Raw genomic sequence first — 18839 nt, 5'->3', positions numbered from 1 at the left:
ATCGCCGGGGAATTCTTGCGGTCGCCGGGATTCCTGACCATCATCCCTGAAGGCCTTTGATTTCCAACAGGAGGGGGGTGGTCCCTTTTGGCGGAACCGTGTCGATTCGAGATGGAGTGGCATCCGTGTTACGTCCCGACGCGCAATTCACCGATCGTCTCTGGAACGCGATCCTCCCGATTTACGACGCCATCCTCGGACACCCCTTCGTCACGGGCCTGACCGATGGCCGGCTTTCCCGGGACCGGTTCGCGTTCTACGTGGTGCAGGACGCCGTCTACCTGCGGACGTTCGCCCGGGCGTTGTCGGTCCTGGCCTCGACCGCCCCGGACAGCGGCGCCACGAGCATGTTCAACCGCCACGCGAGCGACGCGATCGCCGTCGAGCAATCCCTGCACGAGGGGTTCCTCGCCGAGCTCGGCCTGCACCCGCAGCAGGTCGACGAGGCGGAAGCCTGCCCCAATGCCCGGGCCTATTGCGACTTCCTGATGGCCTCGACCGCCTGCCATCCGTTCCACGAAGGGCTGGCCGCCGTCCTGCCCTGTTACTGGATCTATCAGAGGGTCGGCCAGCAATTGCTCCCGAAAGGGTCGCCCGACCCGCTCTATCAACGCTGGCTCGAGACCTACGGCGGCGAGCAGTTCGACGAGGTGGTCAACCAGGTGCTCCGCCTGACGGACCGGATCGCCGAGACACTGACCGACGAGCAGCGCGCCCGCATGACGAGCCGCTTCGTCGTTGGCACGCGATATGAATGGATGTTCTGGGACGGGGCCTATCATCTCCAGCGTTGGCCCGTCTGACGTCGGTCGGTCGGCCTCCGATCCCCTTCGGGTCGGGATCGACCGCGAGCAGGCCGCGTGCGCATCGCCCGGGTTTCGGACCGGGCGTCGAGCCGTCCCGGGGCCGCGCCGAATCGCCGGACCGGGACGACCGGCGCACGGCCAATTCTCGGGGCTGGTGGGCGGTTATGGCCCCTTGTCGGGGCCGGCCGGGTGTGTTAAACCCCCCTATTGAGTCCGAACTGCGGGACACCCTCGACCTTGCGAGCAGCCGTGATCGCCGCCCGCGAGGGTTTGGGCTCAACCAGGACTCAATCGATCGTGCCCCCTGGGCATCGATCGACCCGTTCGATTGTCACTCTCCCGAGGAGAACGTCACCCATGAACCGTTCCCGGAAAATCGGCCTTTACGGTGCCGGCGCGCTGCTGGCCGTCGTCTCACTGGCCTTCGCCGCCCAGCAAGGGCCGGGAATCCTCTTCCCGGACTGGTCCGAGCCGACCAAGGGAACCTGGGACAACCCCGCCGCCGAGCTGGGCAAGCAGGTCCCCGATTCCCGCCCCTGGAGCGTGACCACGTACACCTCTTCGATCGAGGGCAAGGTGCTCGACGGCAAGGCGATGACCGTCGTCGGCGAGATCGTCGACCTGTCCTGCTACCTGCAGGTCGGCAAGCGCGGCGACAAGCACCGCGACTGCGGCCAGAAGTGCGCCGAGCAGGGCCAGCCGATCGGCCTGCTGACCGAGGACGGTTCGCTATTCATCCTGATGGATGAGGAGCACAATCCTCGTCGCGACGGCATGACCAACTTCCGCAAGGCCGCGATCGAGAACATGGCCAACGTCGTGACCGTGCACGGCACCTTCTCCGAGGTCGCCGGCCAGAAGGCCCTGTATGTCCAGGGCTATCTGACCGAAGGCTGAGCGACCGCCCAGGAGCCACGCGACGGCCCGACCCGCGGGCCGTCGCCGCGTTGGATTCAACCGCCCCGATCTGGTAAGCGACCGGACCCCGACCCGCCCCCGGGTCCCGGTCATCGACCCGCCACGTCGATTGCCCGAGAATCCCAAAGGGGAACGAGAGCCGATGAAACGAACGATCATCACCGCCCTGGCGACGCTGGGCCTGGCGGCCACCGCCGGAATCGGGATCGCCATCGCCCGGACCGGGCCGACCGCCGATCCCTCCCCCAATCCGACCGCACCCCGACCGGCCTGGCCCCCGCAGGAGGAGCCCGAGGTGCCGCTGGGCCTCTTCCCGATCTTCTGGCCCGACGACAATCCGTACAGCCCGGAAAAAGCCGAGCTGGGACGCCTGCTCTATTTCGATACCCGCCTCTCCTCGGATTCGACGGTTTCGTGTGCCACGTGCCACGAGCCCAGCCAGGCATTCACGGATTCCGCCCCGTTTTCCACCGGGATCGGCGATCAGAAGGGGGGCCGGAGCGCCCCGACGGTCATCAACCGGGCCTTCACGACCCTCCAGTTCTGGGACGGCCGCGCCTCGTCCCTGGAAGAGCAGGCCATCGGCCCGATCGCCAACCCCCTGGAAATGACCATCGAGACCGACGTGGACAAGGCGCACGAGGCCGTCGTCCAGCGACTTGCCGGGATTTCGGGCTACCAGAAGCGCTTCGCGGATGCCTTCGGCACCGACGAAATCACGCTCGACCACGTGGCCAAGGCCATCGCGACCTTCGAGCGCACCGTGCTCTCGGGCAACTCGCCCTACGACCGCTACAAGGCGGGTGACGAAAACGCCCTGACCGAGTCACAGCTCCGAGGCATGGACGTCTTCTTCAACAAGGCCGCCTGCGACGCCTGCCACCTGGGCGTGAATTTCAGCGACGAGTCGTTCGTGAACATCGGGATCGGCTACGACCCGGACGCCGGCACCTTCGCCGACATCGGTCGCGCCGAGATCACCAAGGACGAGCGCGACACGGGCGCCTTCAAGACCCCGACGCTCCGCGAGATCGAGCACACCGCCCCGTACATGCACGACGGGAGCATCGCGACGCTCGAAGAGGTGGTGGAGCATTATGACAAGGGTGGCATTCCCAATCCTTACATCGATCAACGCATGGAACCGCTCTTCCTGACCGCCCAGGACAAGGCCGACCTCGTCGCCTTCCTCCGGGCGTTGAGCGGCGAGGGCTGGCAACACCTGGAACCCCCCTCGGAATTTCCGGAATGATGGTTCCCGAATCCGGTCGCGGCCATTGCGGCCGCGGCCGCTGAGAAAACCCCGGGGCCGGCCTCTCCCATGGCGGCGGGCCGGCCCCGATCTGACGCAAGTCATAGCTTCTGCTTGTCTTAGAATTTGAGCCGTTTGTGATATTTCATTTTCGTTAAATTTTCCGTGAGAATTGACTTTCGTTGGTGCGGCCCCCATAGAATAAGAAGTCGCTTAGATCTCTACGGTGTCTTGCAACTCACGGTGACGTTCTTCTGGATGAGATCCGGTCTGACTTGAGGCGTTTCTTTCTCTAGTCTGATGATCGTGTTTCCGCTAGAACCTAGTCTCGCCTGAGCGCATTGAACGGGAAAGGAGTTGGTGGTCGATGAGTACTGGTTCTCCTCTCGGACAGCTCGCCGATCTTCTGAGGCGAGTGGAAGCCAAAACCCGGGCCCAGGAGCTGACGGAAGAATTGGAACTCGCCGCCGAGGAATTACGGCGGACCGAGGAGACGATTCGATCGATTGAGGCGCGGGCCAACCAGGTCCGCCCCGCCCGACAGCGCGAGCTGCAACTGGCCGAGGGAGATGAGCAACTCCTGAGAGAACTGATCCGACGGACCGCCCAGAACCGCTCGCTCATGGGCGAGGCCGAGTTCCACGAGGCGGAACGGCTCATCGAGGTTTCCCGGGTCGAGGTCGAGCGGAGGCGGGTCGAGGCGCAGGCCGAGCTCGAGGACATCCAGGACGCCCTCGATCATGCCCGCATCGAGGTCCGGGCCGCGCTCGACCGCTACCACCACGTCAGGCGAGAGCTGGAACGCCTGCAGGTCCACGCCGACGAGCAGATGGAGGAGGGCGATCGCCTGGCGATGATCGCCGAGGAGCATTTCCCCGAATATCAGGTCCGCGCGTTCGCCCGGGAGGTGGACGAGGCCACCGCGATGTTCGGCCAGCTCGACCGCCGCGAGCAGTACGCCCAGATGCGGATCTGGATCGGCCGGCTCCGACGCTTCCAGTATGCCGGCCCCGCCGAGGACGAGAGGGACATGCTGGAGAGCATCTTCCGACGCCTCGTCATGCTGTCCAAGCAGTACGAGCCGGGGTACATCGAGGCCTTCAATCGCCAGTTCTCGGCCGACTGGGACCTCTACATCACCGAGGCCCAAGAGTCGCTCCGCCAGGCGACCGAGGACGCCCGCCGCCACCATCCCCATCCCCAGAACGGCCACGCCCCGGAATTCGACGAGGACGACGAGCAGGACGAGGAGGACGCCCAGGGGGCGGAGACCCGTCGCCTCTCCGAGCAGGCCCTCGACCATCTCAAGGCGCTGCTCCTCGTGCGTTACGACGACCCCCAGGTGAAGGCCGATCGCTTCCGGGAGACTTTGGCACGCGTGCTGGAAGGCTACGGCCCCCCCGACGACGCCCTGCTCGACGTAGTCCGCCCGTACCGCGAGTGGATCACCGGCATCGAGTTCCGGGCCCTCCGCAAGGCCCTGGATCAGGAGCGGGAGCAGATCGAGGACGTCAATTCCTGACCGCCCGACGCCCCTGCATCCACATTCCTCGGCCAGCGTGACGTAAGCTTCTTCAAATCCCCCCCCCTTTATTCCTCAAGCGCCGGCCTCGACCGCAGGTCCCGATCGTTCGGGACGGTCGGGCGGGTCCTGGGGGCTGTTGCAGCACGACCCCGGCCTCTCCTGTTTCGGTCCTTCCGGGCCCCTCGACGGAGATTCCCCCGTATTGTTTGAAGGTGGCGTGACGTGACGTAGCGCGACGCAGATGCGAAACAGTCACGCCGCCCCTCTCCCTGGTTCGTTTTTTGTTCGCGACAGAACGACCCGCACGGTCCCCGATCGCCGCCGATCGGGCCAGGTACCGTGTCGAGCGAAGTCGGTTGCTGGTTGATGGTTGACGGTGGTTCGCATCGGGCCGCCCCGGCACCGGACCGGGGGTGCCCGCGTCGGGTCCGCTGACGATGCTCGGGGACGACGGTCGTCCCCGATCGAAGACTTCGATTGCTGAAATTCGGATTTCTTCGTATCACACCGGTCATCGATCGGTGTGATCCCTCCCGCGCACTGATTGAATTTGAGTGACGACGTCACCCGGCTCACTCCCCCAACGGATGCGGGAGGGGGAGGTTATCTCCACGGACGCGGAGGAACTGTCATGGCGATCGGTCGACCGAGACGGAGTTCCCGGAAGGTTCGTGATACTCGATTCTCGAAGGGCCTGGGCCCCTTCCTCGCGCTCCTGATCGTGCCCCCGGCGGTCGAGGCGGGGAACGACGGGTCGGTCCAGCGGCCCGAGCCACCCCACCTGACCCTGGTCGAGCGGTCGATCTCGCTCGTCCGTCCCGAGCAAGGGGAGCAGGGGGATCACCGACGACGCTGGCTCACCTGGCGGATCGACTATCGCCTGCGAAACGCCCAGCCGACCACGCTTCGGCTCGATCCGGAATCCTACTTCTGCACCGTCGAGGGCTGGGCGTCCAACTCCCGGGCCGAGGGGCACGGCCTTCCCCGACGGGCCCGGCACTCGCTCAGCTCGGGCGACGTCCTGCAATCGAGCACCTGCCTGATCGAGCACGACGACCCGACCCTTGCGTGCCACGAACGCGCCACCCTCCAGGTCTGGCCCGAGGCGGTCGGGACGCCCGAGGACCCGGCGCCGGGAGCCCCCATCGAGACCCCCCTGGAGCCGATCCAGTTGGAGCCGGGGGCCGTCCTCGGGGTCCGGCTCCGCCTGGAACACTGCCATCACCTGTATGGCCTGTCCGAACCCTTGCTCGGGAGCCGGGAGGTGAACCTGCGGATGGGCCCGACCGCCTTCCGCGACCGCCTCGACCTCGACCGGCCGATCGCACCCGATCGCGCGATGGACCGTCTCAGCCCGATTCCCGAGGAGCGGCTCGACCCCCGCGTCTACTTCTCCGCGCCGGACAGCCTCTACCTCGACGCCGCGCTGTCCGGCTACCGGTCCTTCCAGTTCCGCGACCTGAAGGTCCCGCGAGACGCCCCCATGCGGCTCAGCTTCCGCTATTTCCGGTCGAGCGACTCGACCGGGAAGGTCCGGATGGAGCTGAAGCAGTACAAGGACGTGCCCAACTCGTATCAGGTGCTCACCCAGGCCAAGCGGGTCGAAGAGCTGCCCGACCTGGGGGAATGGGTCCTGGTCGATCGTCGCTTCCGATCCGATCCGCTCGCCACCACGATGCAACTGCGGTTCCTGATCGATTGCGAGGGGAACGGCCCGGCGGCGGTCTGGATCGACGACGTGGTGCTCGAGCCGATCGGCCCCGGGTCCGACTGATCGCGGCCCTCGGGTGCCGAGGAGTTCAAACAACGACCCGCCGGTCGGAGGGAGGACGCGACGGGCCTCGAAACCCGGGCGGGCATAAGCCGTTTGATCGGCCTGCTCGGAACCCGAAGCCTGTACTCCCTGCTGGGCGAGGCGGGCCGGAGCCATTATAATTCGAGAAACGTCGGGCGCCGGGCCTGAAGCGGGGACCGCCGCGGGTCTCTCGCGTCGATCCCGGGCGATCGCCCCGACCCGGCGTTTCCCCCGCCCTCCCTCCCGTACCTCCCCGCCATGATCGACCGCCTCAGCGTCCTTTGTTTCGCCGGGACCTACGGTCTGGCCCTGGCCGCGGATCTGGCCCGCCTGATCCTCCGGGTCCCGGTGCGCTGGCACGCCGCGGTCGGCCTGGCGGCGCTGGGGTGGGTGGTGCATACGGCCTTCCTCGCCAATCTCGCCTGGCGAGCGGGGCAGGTGCCCATCGGCACGGTCTTCCACTCGCTGCTGGTGCTGGCCTGGATCCTCTCGGGGATCGGCCTGTATCTGACCTTCCGGGCGCCGAAGCCGTCGGCGATCGGGGTGTTCGTGCTCCCTTTGGTGCTGGCCTTGCTGGCGACGGCGGTGGCGATGCCGGCCGAGGCCCGGGCCGACTGGACCCGGCTGGGCGGCTGGGAGACGGTCTGGGGGACGATCCACGGGCTGTTGCTCCTGCTCGGCGCGGTGAGCACCTGCGTGGCCTTCCTGGCGGGCCTGATGTACCTGGCCCAGGCCGACCGCCTGAAGCGGAAGCGGCCGCAGCGGTTCGGGATCGCCCTGCCGAGCCTCGAGCAATCGGAGCGGTGGAACCGGGCGGCCATCACGCTCGCCTTCCCGATGCTCACCGCGGGCCTGGCCATCGGGATCGCGCTCAACGCGGGGTCGAGGCGAGAGGGCCGGGCCGTCCTGGACTGGTCCGACCCGAAGGTCATCAGCGCCGCGGGGCTCTGGGTCGTCTTCGCGGCCCTGCTCCACGTCCGCTATCGGCCCGAGTGGCGGGGGAAGCGCGTGATGTTGCTGACGGTCCTGGCCTTCGCCTTCATGCTGTTCACGCTGCTGGGCGTCGACCTGCTGTTGCCGACGGCCCATGGGGTCGCCCGGGGCGCGGGCGGCGGCCAGGGCCTGGAGGTGTCGCCGTGAAGTTGATGGCTCTGGGGGTGGATCATCACTCGGCGCCCCAGGCAGTGCGCGAGGCCCTGGCGTTCGACGGCCCGAAGCGAGGCGAGGGCTTGCGGGCGATGAAGGCCCGGTTCCCGGACATCGAGTTCGTCGTCCTGTCCACCTGCAACCGGGTCGAGCTGTATGTCGCGGGCGATCCGGAACTGATGCCGCAAGTCGGCGACCTGACCCAGTTTCTGGCCGAGTTCCACGGAATCGCCGTCGATCGATTCGCCACGCATCTGGTCGATTACCACGACGAGGAGGCCATCGAGCACGCCTTCCGGGTGACGAGCAGCATCGAGAGCCTGGTGATCGGCGAGGGGCAGATTCAGGGGCAGGTGAAGGAAGCCTACGAGGCCGCGAAGGAGGCCGGCACGGTCGGCCCGATCCTGCACGAGGTCTTCCAGCAGGCCGCCCGGGTGGGCAAGCGCGTCCGGGAGGCGACCGGCATGGACCGAGGCCGCCTGTCGATCGCCAGCGTGGCCGTCGACGTCGCCCGCCGGGTCTTCGACCATTTCCAGGACAAGACGGTGCTGGTCATCGGCGCCGGCAAGATGGCCGAGCTGACCCTCCGACACCTCGACCCGCTGAAGCCCGGGCGATTGCTCGTCACCAACCGGAGCTTCGACCGGGCCCGGGACACGGCGGCCTCGTGGGGTGGAGAACCCTTGCCGTTCGACGAGCTGTATCAGGCCCTCGTCCAGGCGGATGTCGTGGTCAGCACCACGGCCTCGGCCGAGCCGATCGTCTCGTACGACCTGTATGCCCGGGTCCTGAAGGCACGGAGGTATCGCCTCTCGCTGATCCTCGACATCGCCGTCCCTCGCGATTTCGACCCGAGGATCAACGAGCTGGAGATGGCCAACCTTTACAGCGTGGACGACCTCCAGGCCGAGGCCGACGCCAACCGCAAGGGGCGGCTCCGAGCCGTCGAGACGGCCTCCGCGATCGTCAGCGAGGAGACGGCGGCCTGCGTCGAGGCGATCCGGCACCGGCACCATGCCGGCTCGATCCTCCGGCAACTGGGCGACTATTCCGACGCGGTCCGGGTCCGGGAGCTGGACCGGCTGTTCGCCTCCCGGCCGAACCTGGACGAGAGCGACCGCAAGGCCATCGCCCAGACGCTCCACCGCTTCCAGAACCAACTGCTGCACCACCCGAGGACCGCCCTCCGATCGGCCTCGACCGTGTCCGACGGCTCCGGGCGATCGTTGATCGACGCGGTACGCCACCTGTTCGGTTTGCGCGAGGGCGCCTGAAGCCTCGCGGTGAACGGCCGCCCGCCCGGATCGGACGCCGCGGCCGATCGGGGGGATCGCCGCCGGTGACTTGTCGGGCGGGGCGATCACTCGTAGCATGATCATCGAACGGGGCACGTCCCCGTCCCGCTCAGAATGCCGCCCGACCGGGCGACCGATTGCACCGGTCCGCGGGGCCCCTTGCCCGCGGCCGGGTCCGTCACGCTCCGATTCGGGGGCCTGTCATGGCCGATTCCTCCGTGAAACGACTCCTCCTGATCGTCACCGGCAGCCACCTGAGGGCCGAAGAGGTCGACCGCCCGCTGGCCTACTACCTCCGCAAGGAGATCGAACGCACGCTGGGGACCCTCGAGGATGCGGGGGGGTTCCAGGTCCGGGTCGTCTCCGACCTGCGATGGCTGCACGACGAGGTCTTCCAGGAGATGCCCACGATCTCGCTCGGTGGGCCGGGGGTCAACCTGCTCTCCCACCGATGGCTGGAGGAACTCCCCCTCTCCCTGGCGGTCGAGGACCAGTACTTCATCCAGATGGACCCCGACCTGGGCGAGCTGAAGGTCAGCATCTGGGGCATGGACAACCCGAAGACCCAGATCGCCGTCTCGGCCTTCGTGAGCCGGTTCCTGCCGCGCTTCCTGGAGCGTTGCCTGCTCGAGACGCCCGACCCGATCGACCTCGACGACTTCGAATAAGCCCCGCCCCTCGATTGCCTCGGTCCGTATGCCCCGCCGACGCCCCCGATCCCAACCTCATCCCCGCCGGCCGTCGCGGACTGCCCCTCCCGAGCAGGCGCCGAGGGTACGGGTCCGCCCCTCGGTGGTTGCGATGATCGGACTGGTGGCGATGGGCGTCGGCATCGCCTGGGCCCTCCGGCCGGTCGCGGACGGCCCCGGTGGCCCGGAGTTCGCCCCGACGGGCCGAGATCCGCGGGCAATGGCCGGGGATGAGGCCGCCTGGCTCCGGCGGATCGACCACCTGAGGGTCGAAGACCGTCCGATCGACGCCGTCATGACCGGGTGGGACGCCTATCGCTCCGTCTCGCCCGGAGGGCGCCCGGCGATCCTGAAGGCCATGACGCTCGCCCTGCTGGCGGACGTCCCCGAAGGGCAGGGGGCCGCGTCGTTGCGACGGCGGATCGAGGCCGATCCCGACGACGTTGACGCCCGAGTGGCCCTGCTCCGCCGATCGCTGTCGGCGGCCCCTCCGCCGACCGATCGGCCTCGGATCGGCCGATCCGGCGCCGGGGCGGAGACCGCCCTGGAGGACCTGACGACGCTCCTGGGCCGGTTCCCGGACCACCCCGGCGTCCGAGGGGCCGCGATCGATGCGCTGCTCGACTCGGGCCGGATCGACGAGGCGCGATCCCTCCTGGAGGCCTGGCCCCCTTCGGCGGCCGACGACCCGAGACGGCTGCGGCTGCAGGCCCGCCTCGACCTCGACTTCGAGGGCCGCCCCGATCGCGCGATCGAGGCCATCGCGATCCTGCTCAGGGCGACGCCCCACGACTGGCGCCTCCGATCGAGGCTCTCCCGGGCGTTGGCCATGCAGGGCGAGGCGGAGGAGGCCCGGCGTCAGGCCGCCGTCGTCGATCGGCTTCGGGAGCGTCTCGAGCCCGATCGGCTCGGCCGACGGCTGGCGGACGCCCTGCGTGCGATCGACGACCCGGAGGCGCTCGACGACCTGGCCGATCTCTGCGCATCGGTCGGATTGACCCGTCTGGCCTCGGCCTGGGGTCGAGAGGCGGAGACGCTTCGGGCCGCCCTGGCGTTGCGCGACGAGGCGCCGGGCCGCCCCTGATCGTCGTCGGCGAAGGCCCCGCCGGTGGCTCCACCGGCGGGGCCCTCGGGGATCGATCACTCGCTGATCTGCGTCTCGAGGAAGCGGGCGAGGCGGTGGAAGTCGGAATTCTGCTCGATGAACCGGACGACGGTGATCAGCGTCTTCGGGTCGACGAGCTGATCGAAGTCGACGTAATTCAGGTCGAGCTGGCCGGCCACGGAGATCATCACGCCGTCGCGATGCTCCTCCACCAGGGCGCGATAGGCCCCGACGCCGAGCTGGCTGCCGAGCAACACGTCGAAGGCGTGCGGGGCGGCGCATCGGGATTCGTAGCCGAGCTGCAGGCCGGTCACCTTGCGCGACTTGCCGGTTTCCTGCTTGAACTGCTCGGAGACGAGTCGGGAGAAGGTCCGGCCGAGGTCGACCTGGGCGATCGAGATGTGCCCGTGGTCGTCCCGGGGGATCCCCTGGAGGTACTCCGACGGGAGGAACTCGGCGAGCCCCTCGGCCAGGACGATCACGCCGAATTCCTTGCCCTCGCGCTCGCGGGTCCGCATCGCCGAGACGATGTGGCGGACGACCTCGGGCAGGTTCATGATCTTCCGGGTCCTGGATTCGCCGGTGTTCGGGTCGGTCGTCGTCTCCTGGGACTCGAACCGGCCGGCGACGTCCTCGACGCTGAGCACCAGGCTCGCCTCGCCGGCCATGGCCGCGCCGTAGGCGAGCCAGCCGGCCGACCGGCCCATCGTCTCGGCCAGGTAGTAGGCCCGGGTCGCCTCGGCGTCGGCCAAAAGGTTCCGGATCTCCCCGGCGAGGGTCTCGACGGCGGTGAAGTAGCCGAAGGTGAAGTCGATGCCGAGGTAGTCGTTGTCGATCGTCTTGGGGACGTGGACGACCCGGATGTGCCGCGAGCCCTCGCCCAGGTGCTTCTGGACCAGGCGGAACTTGTTGGCCGACTTCAAGGTGTCGTCGCCGCCGATCGAGACCAGGGCATCGACCCCGAGCGAGGCCAGGGCGGCGTGGGCCGTGCGGAGCGGGGCGTTCTTCTCGGGATTGGCCAGGTCGTCGGGGTGGTTGACGTGCTTGCCGGGGTTCGTCCGGGCCGTGCCGATCATGATGCCCCGGCTGTTCCGGGTGCGTCGGAGCCGCTGGGCGTCGATCGTGATGTAGTCCTTGCCCTCGACCAACGGCCGATCGGGGCCGAACTCGACCAGGTTCGAGTAGCCGTTGAGGATGCCGACGACCGAGATCCCCCGCCTCAGGAACGAGGCGGCCGCCGTCGAGATGACGGCATTGGCCGCCGGGGCGGGCCCGCCGGCGAACAGGATGGCGACTCGACGAATCGGGGACGGATCGCCGCCCCCTTGGTTCTGCGCAGTCATGGGAACTCCAAAGGACATTGCGGAGGATAAATCGAGAATCCAGGGCATCATACCGAAATCCGAAGCTGCTCTGGAACTGCGCAAACCGAGACCGTCCGACGGGGTCGCCCCCGGGGATCGGCCCCGACCGGTTCGGCGGCCTGGATCGGCATCGATCGGCATCGAATGACGCCCGCAGGCAAGCATCAGCGAGGAGCGGTCGCGCGGTGGCCCGTCCACCATTGCCGGACGCCCCGGCCGAGGCGGCGACTCCAGGACGAGGCACGTCTCGGCCGCGGGGCATCGGGCCGGACGGATCGCTCGGGGGGGGGGCTCGCCGGGCCGATCGCCGGGCCTGCCGAGGCCTGGGATGCCAGGCTTTGGAGCTGAGAGCGGGCATCGTGCAGCCGTTGGCGTTCGTCGGCCAGGTGGCGGGTGAGAAGCAGGGTCTGCAGGCGGTACCAGTTCCGCTCGGCCTGGAGCAGGTCGAGGGTCGGGTCGGGATCGCAGGAGTAGCCGAGCACCTCGAAGGCGGGGCGTTGCTGGTCGGCGATCGACCGGGCCAGCTCGCTCGGGATCAGATCGCGCCAGATCCCGGGCCGGCCGAGGCCGAAGTGGAACTGCCAGACCCGGAGGTTGGAGCGTCGGGCATCGATCGTGAAGTAGCCGACCGCCTCCTCCACGGGCCGGACGATCCGAGGGTCGACCTGCAGCGCCAGCCTCGCGAGCGTGGCGATCGGGTCGGCCACCAGGTCCTCGTAGCGCACCTGGACGACCCCCGGACGCCCCCACCAGGCGGGGCTGAACGACAGGACGGCGCCGGGGTGCGAGATGCCGGCGTACTGCCGGAACTCGAGGCTGATCGGCGTCGCCCCCCGGAGGGTCCGGGCCGAGCCGGTCGCGTCGGTCCATTCCGGCGCGGCCTGCGTATGCTGGGCGTAATTCAGGGCGGAGATCATCACGTCGAGCGGGTGCCGCGCGGGCGTCAGGACCCGGAAACCGTGGCGTTCGATCAGCGCATCGAACTCGGGGTCGGGATACTGGTGGATCTGGAGGATGCAGCGCGGGGGGAGCCGATCCCAGTCGAGCTGCCCGGCACGATCGACCGCCAGCTCCGTCAGGCCGAAGAGCGACGCGAAGAGCCCCCGGACCCAGGTGTTCCCGGACCGAGGGGTGCCGATCACCGCCAGTCGCAGCGGCTGGCCGACCATCGCGGATTCGGGGGTCACCACCAGGCGATCCGCCCCTTCGGGGGGTCGCCGCTCGGCCTCGGTCATCGACACTGGTACGGCTCCTGCTCCATCGCCAGATCCTGCCCCTGACCGGGACGTACCACGGATCGCCGTTCCTGGCAAGCCGGGATCGCGACAGGCACGAAACCTGGGGGGCCTGGCGCGTCTGGGGCGTCTTGCCCCGGTCGATCGAGGTCCTTCGGCCATCCCGGAGGGGCGATGCCGGGCGGTCGGTCGCGCCCGGGCCTCCGCGCCCCGCTCCGGATCGCACCAAGCACGGGATGGGTCATGCGCGAATGCTCGATCGGCCTTCGCCCGATGGCCGGGGACACCGGGGCCGTCCGGAGGCCGTCTGCCGAGGCCCGTGCTCCGTCCCGGGGACGCCTCCGGGGGCGACGGGCAGGGCGTTCGATCAAACACAACAAGATATTCTTAAAAAGGAAAAATGCAAGAATTCAACGGCCTCCCCTCGAAATCGGCTCGATTCCCGGGCCTCGACCCGTTACCATGGCGCGGTCAGGGTATCGGACGCGTCCCTGATCTCCGCGGTCGTCCAGGCGTCGGGGTGTTCAACGCCGAGCACCGGTTTCCATCACCTCCAAAACCTCCTTTTTTCATAATTACACACAGATGACGAAACGCCATCGCATCCAGTTTCCCCGTGAGAAGCAAGACCTCGCGCAGAACGAAGCGTTCTTCTACCTGATGACGGGCGATTCGAAACGCAAGATTCGCTTCCACGATTACGACGAAATCTACAAGATTCCCGGCCTCTACGAGCAACTCTTCTACGATCGGCTCAAGTGCATCTCCCACAAGAAGGTGTGCGAGATCCTCAGGGCCGCCGTCGACCAATCGAAGGACAACCTGTCCGAGCTCCGGGTCCTCGACCTGGGGGCCGGCAACGGCATCGTCGGGGAGAACCTGAAGACGATGGGCGTGTCGCGGGTGGTGGGAATCGACATCATCCCCGATGCCGCGGCCGCGACCGAACGCGACCGGCCGGGCGTCTACGACGAGTATTACGTGGCCGACCTGACGGATCTCTCGGACGACGAGACCGAGGAGATCCACTCCTGGTCGCTCGACTGCCTGACCACCGTCGCCGCGCTCGGCTTCGGGGACATCCCGCCCCGGGCGTTCATCTCCGCGGTCAACCTGCTGCAGAAGGAAGCCTGGGTGGCGTTCAACATCAAGGAATCGTTCCTTGACGAGGACGACATGAGCGGCTTCTCCCGGATGATCCGGAAACTGATCTTCTCGAAGTATCTCGACCTGTACCACCTGGAACGCTATCGCCACCGGCTCTCGATCACCGGAGAACCGTTGTACTACTACGCGGTCGCAGGCCGGAAGAATGCCGATATCCCGATCGATTTCATGAAGCAGGACAGCTGAGCCGCCCTGGCCGGTCGGACATCCCGCGTCTCCCCGGGCTACTGATGCGGCGGGGGCGCGGGAGCAATAGACAATGGAGATCGACGGGGATCTCCCACGCTCCCGGGCCATCGAACCCGCCGACGGCTCGGGGGATCGCCGATCACGAGGGCCGACCCGGAGGGCTCCCTCAGCGGCCCGGCGGGCGGATCTCGAGGCCGTAGCGGGGAGCGGCCTCCAGCAGGCGCTCGATCTCCTGCTCCGTCGGAGGGGCCGGCTCGTCCCCGGCGGCGGCGGGCCGGCCGACCTCCAGGAAGAACCGTTCGAGCCCGGCGGGGGTGGTCAGGATCAGCATCCGGGCGGGAGCGTCACCGACGTTCCGGAACCCGTGCAGGCTCCCCCTGGCCAGGGTGATCCAGGAGCCGGGCTCGGGCCGGAAGGCCTGGCCGTCGGCGTGGAATTCGAGCGATCCTTCGAGGATGTAGAACGCCTCGTCCTCGCGATGATGGATGTGGGGCGGGGGGCCCGATTGGGGAGGGACCCAGGCCTCGATCAGCGAGAACGCCCCTCCCGTGTCGACTCCCGAGGCCTTGATCGTGTAGCGATCGCCCACGACCCAGACCGACGGGCCTTCGCCCGCGTTGATTTCGCCGGTTCGCATCGGAATTCGGCCCTCAAGGGCGTCTGATGGGGGAAGCTGGTGCCGTCGGTCGTGTGCCGACGAGGGGGCGCCGAACGCTCGCCGATCGCCCGACCGACGGGACGCGGGGATCATGGGATCGGGCGTCTCGGCGCGTCAAGGGACAACTCCACTCGATTTCAATGGGCGCCGGGGGCACCGGGAGGTTGCGATGGGCGCGGCCCTCGGTGACACTCGGGCGACGATCGACACCGAGCCGACGCGGCCCGGATGCTCCATGCACGCTCCGCCGAAGGCCCCCGGGTGGGGGGCCGAGACTGGTCGAACCGGCTCCGAGGTGTCGTCGCATCGCAAGGCATCACCCAAGGACCCGACACCATGCTTCAACTCTCGATCGGTCTGGCCGGCCTGCTCGCCCTGGCCCCGGCAACCCTCGTCAATGAGCACGCCGAAGGGGCCCCTCAGGCCATCATCGACGGCACCGGCCCCGGCTGGCGGGCGCTCGGCGCGGACGATTTCGTCAACGTCAACACGGACGACGACACCTGGTCGTTCGACGGCACCCTGATCCGCTGCACCGGGCAGCCGGTGGGGGTGACGCGGTCGAAGGAGCCGCTGACGAACTTCGAGCTGGTCGTCCGCTGGCGGCACATGAAGCCCGCCGGGAACTCGGGGGTGTTCGTCTGGGCCCCGCCCGAGGCCCTGGAGGGGATCGAGCGTGGCAGCCTGCCCCGGGGGGGGATCGAGGTGCAGGTGCTCGACCCCGCCTTCGCCACCCAGTACGAGGAGCGGACCGGCCGCAAGGGGGACTGGTTCACCACCCACGGCGACGTCTTCCCGGTCGGCACCTCGACCATGACCCCGTACGAGCCGACCTCTCCCGACGGCTCGCGCGGGTTCCCTCGCGAGGAGCGGACGCTCGCCACGGGCGAGTGGAACCACTACTACATCCGGGCCATCAACGGCGAGGTCCGCCTCTGGGTCAACGGCAAGGAGGTCTCCGGGGGGATGAACAGCCAGCCGGCCACGGGCTACCTCTGCCTCGAATCCGAAGGCTCGCCGATCGAGTTCGAGGGGCTCCGCATCCGAGAGCTCCCCTGACCGAGGCGGATTCGAAACGCCCGACCTCAAGGCCCGATCGGCAGGGCCTGGCAACGGGCCGATCGCGTCGGGCCTCCGGCCGATCACGATCCGAGGGGACGCGTCCCCCGAGCGGATCGGGATCTCCCGGAGGCCTGCCCCCCTGACATTGATGTCGGCAATTCCGTCGGACCCCGCCCGCCGTCATTCGGGAGGCAGGGCGGGGCGGGGCGCAACCCCAATCGAGTTCCAGGGTGCTCGGATGTTTGGATTCGACAACGGGCTGTCAAGGAAAATCGCCGGCGGTCTACCGACCGATTCCCGATCGTGATACGTTATCTGTCCGTGATGGTGTCCGTCTCAGGCCTGGAGCTCGACCCTTGGATGACTCGTGATTGAATCTGACGTGTGGCTTGCTTGCGTCTTGATCCCATCATGGTGGCTTCCTGCCCCCTCCGTTGGACGAACCGAGAGAGAGAGGATCGGTCGATGTTGACCTTTGCGTTGTTGATCGGCGTCGCCGTGCTGGCGCTGGTCTTCACTGTTTTGACCGCGCTGGCCGTCTTGAAGCACAGCCCCGGCAACGAGCGGATGCAGGAGATTTCGGGCTATATCCGCGACGGGGCCAAGGCGTTCCTCCACCGCGAATACAAGTTCCTGGTCCTCTTCGTCGCGGCGATCGCGGTCCTGCTGGGGGTCTTCATCGCCTGGGGGACGGCCCTCTCGTTCGTCGTCGGGGCGGTCATCAGCGGCGTGGCGGGCAACATCGGCATGCAGATCGCCACCCGGGCCGCCGTCCGGACCACGGAAGCCGCCCGGACCAGCCTCAACGACGCCCTCCACGTGGCCTTCCAGAGCGGCAGCGTGATGGGCCTGAGCGTCGTCGGCCTGGGCTTGCTGGGCATCCTGTGCCTCTACCTCGGCTTCGGCGTCGAGGCGAACGGCGACCGGCTGGACTGGCTCCTCGGCTTCAGTTTCGGCGCCTCGGCGGTCGCCCTGTTCGCGAGGGTCGGCGGCGGCATCTTCACGAAGGCGGCCGACGTGGGGGCCGACCTCGTCGGCAAGGTCGAGGCCGGGATTCCCGAGGACGACCCCCGCAACCCGGCGGTGATCGCCGACAACGTCGGCGACAACGTGGGCGACGTGGCGGGCATGGGGGCCGACCTGTTCGAGAGTTACGTCGGCAGCATCATCTCGGCCATGATCCTCGGCGCGATCGCCTACGGGGCCGAAGGGGTGCTGTTCCCGCTGGCCATCGCCGCGGTCGGGATCGTCGCCAGCATCATCGGCACCTTCTTCGTGAAGACGAGGGACGAATCCCACATCAACGCGGCCCTGCACCGGGGGACCATCATCGCCTCGGTCATCGTCGCGATCGGGACCTTCCTGCTCGCGAAGTACGAGCTGGGCGACCTCGATTTGTTCTGGTCGAGCCTGGCCGGCCTGGTGGCGGGCGTCATCATCGGCCTCCTGACCGAGTATTACACGAGCTACCAGTTCGGCCCGACGAAGGCCATCAGCAACGCCTCCTTGACCGGCACGGCGACGAACATCATCGAGGGCCTCGCCGTCGGCATGCGGAGCACGGCCTGGCCGATTCTTGTCCTGTCGGTGGCCATCGGCGTCGCCTACTGGATGGGAGGCTTGTACGGGATTTCGATCGCGGCGGTCGGCATGCTGTCGACGCTCGGCATCTCCCTGGCCGTCGACGCGTATGGCCCCGTGGCCGATAATGCCGGCGGCATCGCCCAGATGGCAGCGCTGGAAGAAAAGGTCCGCCACACGACCGACGCCCTCGACTCGGCCGGCAACACCACCGCGGCCATCGGCAAGGGGTTCGCGATCGGCTCGGCCGCGTTGACCGCGCTGGCCCTGTTCAGCGCCTTCACGACCCAGTCGGGGCTGACCGGCATCAACCTCTCGGAGCCGAGGGTCGTGATCGGCCTCCTGATCGGCGCGATGCTGCCCTTCCTGTTCAGCAGCATGGCGATGACGGCCGTCGGCCGGGCCGCCTTCGCGATGGTCGAGGAGGTGCGCCGCCAGTTCCACGAGATCCCCGGCCTGATGGAAGGGACCGGCGTCGCCGATCACGCCCGATGCGTCGACATCGCGACCAAAGGTGCCCTCCGGGAGATGATCCTGCCGGGCTTGCTCGCGGTGTTCGCCCCGGTGGCGACGGGTTTGGTCCTCGGGGTCGAGGCGCTGGGCGGGATGCTCGCCGGCACGCTCGCCAGCGGGGTGATGCTCGCCCTGATGATGTCGAACTCGGGAGGCGCCTGGGACAACGCCAAGAAGTACATCGAGACGGGCAAGCACGGCGGCAAGGGGAGCAACGCCCACAAGGCCTCGGTCGTCGGCGACACCGTGGGGGATCCGTTCAAGGACACCGCCGGCCCGAGCCTGAACATCCTGATCAAGCTCATGAGCATCGTGGCCCTGGTGTTCGTCCCCGTCTTCGTCGATTTCGGCAGCCTGATCGGCGACAGGCTGGTCGACCCGACCCCGGTGTCGGCCGAATCGACCCCGCCGCTCTTGATGGATGACACCGCCGAGGAGTCGCTCTCGGTCCCGGGCCCCGCGGCACTCGACCTCGAATGAACCTCCCGACGTTGACGGAGACGCCCGGTCGTCCGTCAACGTCGAATCGGCTGTGGTCG

At 68.1% G+C, this 18839-nt stretch carries 15 protein-coding genes; 12 read left to right on the top strand and 3 right to left on the bottom strand.

Annotated features, from left to right (window positions below; genetic code table 11):
- The first annotated feature begins 125 nt into the window (after positions 1 to 125).
- From tenA to AB1L88_RS20235, 9 genes are all read left to right on the top strand, one after another.
- A complete protein-coding gene (gene tenA / locus AB1L88_RS20275) occupies positions 126 to 803 on the top strand; it encodes a thiaminase II (protein ID WP_367098513.1) in 678 nt (225 codons plus the stop codon).
- Between the two features lie 360 nt (positions 804 to 1163).
- Positions 1164 to 1703, top strand: a complete 540-nt coding sequence (locus AB1L88_RS20270) for a hypothetical protein (protein ID WP_367098512.1) — start codon at positions 1164 to 1166, stop codon at positions 1701 to 1703.
- Between the two features lie 163 nt (positions 1704 to 1866).
- Positions 1867 to 2976: a cytochrome c peroxidase gene (locus AB1L88_RS20265; protein ID WP_367098511.1), complete on the top strand. Its 1110-nt coding sequence runs from the start codon at positions 1867 to 1869 to the stop codon at positions 2974 to 2976.
- 367 nt (positions 2977 to 3343) lie between these two features.
- Positions 3344 to 4498 (top strand): hypothetical protein, encoded by a 1155-nt coding sequence (locus tag AB1L88_RS20260; RefSeq protein ID WP_367098510.1) that lies wholly within the window; start codon positions 3344 to 3346, stop codon positions 4496 to 4498.
- A 634-nt stretch (positions 4499 to 5132) separates the two neighbouring features.
- The gene (locus AB1L88_RS20255) at positions 5133 to 6275 is read left to right on the top strand and encodes a hypothetical protein (RefSeq protein WP_367098509.1); all 1143 of its coding nucleotides are present in this window, start codon (positions 5133 to 5135) and stop codon (positions 6273 to 6275) included.
- A gap of 279 nt (positions 6276 to 6554) precedes the next feature.
- Entirely contained in the window at positions 6555 to 7436 is an 882-nt protein-coding gene (ccsA, locus tag AB1L88_RS20250; RefSeq protein ID WP_367098508.1) for a cytochrome c biogenesis protein CcsA, read from the top strand.
- A 5-nt stretch (positions 7437 to 7441) separates the two neighbouring features.
- Complete coding sequence (gene hemA, locus AB1L88_RS20245; protein ID WP_367098535.1) at positions 7442 to 8716, top strand: glutamyl-tRNA reductase; 1275 nt, start codon at positions 7442 to 7444, stop codon at positions 8714 to 8716.
- Positions 8717 to 8955: 239 nt separating this feature from the next.
- The gene (locus tag AB1L88_RS20240) at positions 8956 to 9405 is read left to right on the top strand and encodes a hypothetical protein (protein ID WP_367098507.1); all 450 of its coding nucleotides are present in this window, start codon (positions 8956 to 8958) and stop codon (positions 9403 to 9405) included.
- Between the two features lie 133 nt (positions 9406 to 9538).
- Entirely contained in the window at positions 9539 to 10510 is a 972-nt protein-coding gene (locus AB1L88_RS20235; RefSeq protein WP_367098506.1) for a tetratricopeptide repeat protein, read from the top strand.
- A gap of 56 nt (positions 10511 to 10566) precedes the next feature.
- On the opposite strand, the gene AB1L88_RS20230 is transcribed toward AB1L88_RS20235, so the two are convergent.
- Positions 10567 to 11874, bottom strand: coding sequence for a 6-phosphofructokinase (locus tag AB1L88_RS20230; protein ID WP_367098505.1), 1308 nt, complete (start codon positions 11872 to 11874; stop codon positions 10567 to 10569).
- Between the two features lie 185 nt (positions 11875 to 12059).
- A complete protein-coding gene (locus tag AB1L88_RS20225) occupies positions 12060 to 13136 on the bottom strand; it encodes a hypothetical protein (RefSeq protein ID WP_367098504.1) in 1077 nt (358 codons plus the stop codon).
- Between the two features lie 579 nt (positions 13137 to 13715).
- On the opposite strand from AB1L88_RS20225, the gene AB1L88_RS20220 reads away from it, so the two are divergent.
- Complete coding sequence (locus AB1L88_RS20220; RefSeq protein ID WP_367098503.1) at positions 13716 to 14483, top strand: methyltransferase domain-containing protein; 768 nt, start codon at positions 13716 to 13718, stop codon at positions 14481 to 14483.
- Between the two features lie 169 nt (positions 14484 to 14652).
- On the opposite strand, the gene AB1L88_RS20215 is transcribed toward AB1L88_RS20220, so the two are convergent.
- Positions 14653 to 15123 carry a quercetin 2,3-dioxygenase gene (locus AB1L88_RS20215; RefSeq protein ID WP_367098502.1) on the bottom strand — a complete coding sequence of 157 codons (471 nt, stop codon included), beginning with the start codon at positions 15121 to 15123 and terminating at the stop codon, positions 14653 to 14655.
- A gap of 357 nt (positions 15124 to 15480) precedes the next feature.
- On the opposite strand from AB1L88_RS20215, the gene AB1L88_RS20210 reads away from it, so the two are divergent.
- Both AB1L88_RS20210 and AB1L88_RS20205 read left to right on the top strand, forming a co-directional pair.
- Positions 15481 to 16203 carry a DUF1080 domain-containing protein gene (locus tag AB1L88_RS20210; RefSeq protein ID WP_367098501.1) on the top strand — a complete coding sequence of 241 codons (723 nt, stop codon included), beginning with the start codon at positions 15481 to 15483 and terminating at the stop codon, positions 16201 to 16203.
- 468 nt (positions 16204 to 16671) lie between these two features.
- On the top strand, positions 16672 to 18780 hold the full coding sequence (locus AB1L88_RS20205; protein WP_367098500.1) for a sodium-translocating pyrophosphatase: 2109 nt from the start codon (positions 16672 to 16674) through the stop codon (positions 18778 to 18780).
- The last annotated feature ends 59 nt before the right edge of the window (positions 18781 to 18839 follow it).

This window comes from Tautonia sp. JC769, from assembly GCF_040717455.1.
GTDB lineage: Bacteria > Planctomycetota > Planctomycetia > Isosphaerales > Isosphaeraceae > Tautonia.
The sequence above is the reverse complement of the archived record's forward strand: the minus strand, read 5'-3'. Positions and strand labels throughout refer to the sequence as shown.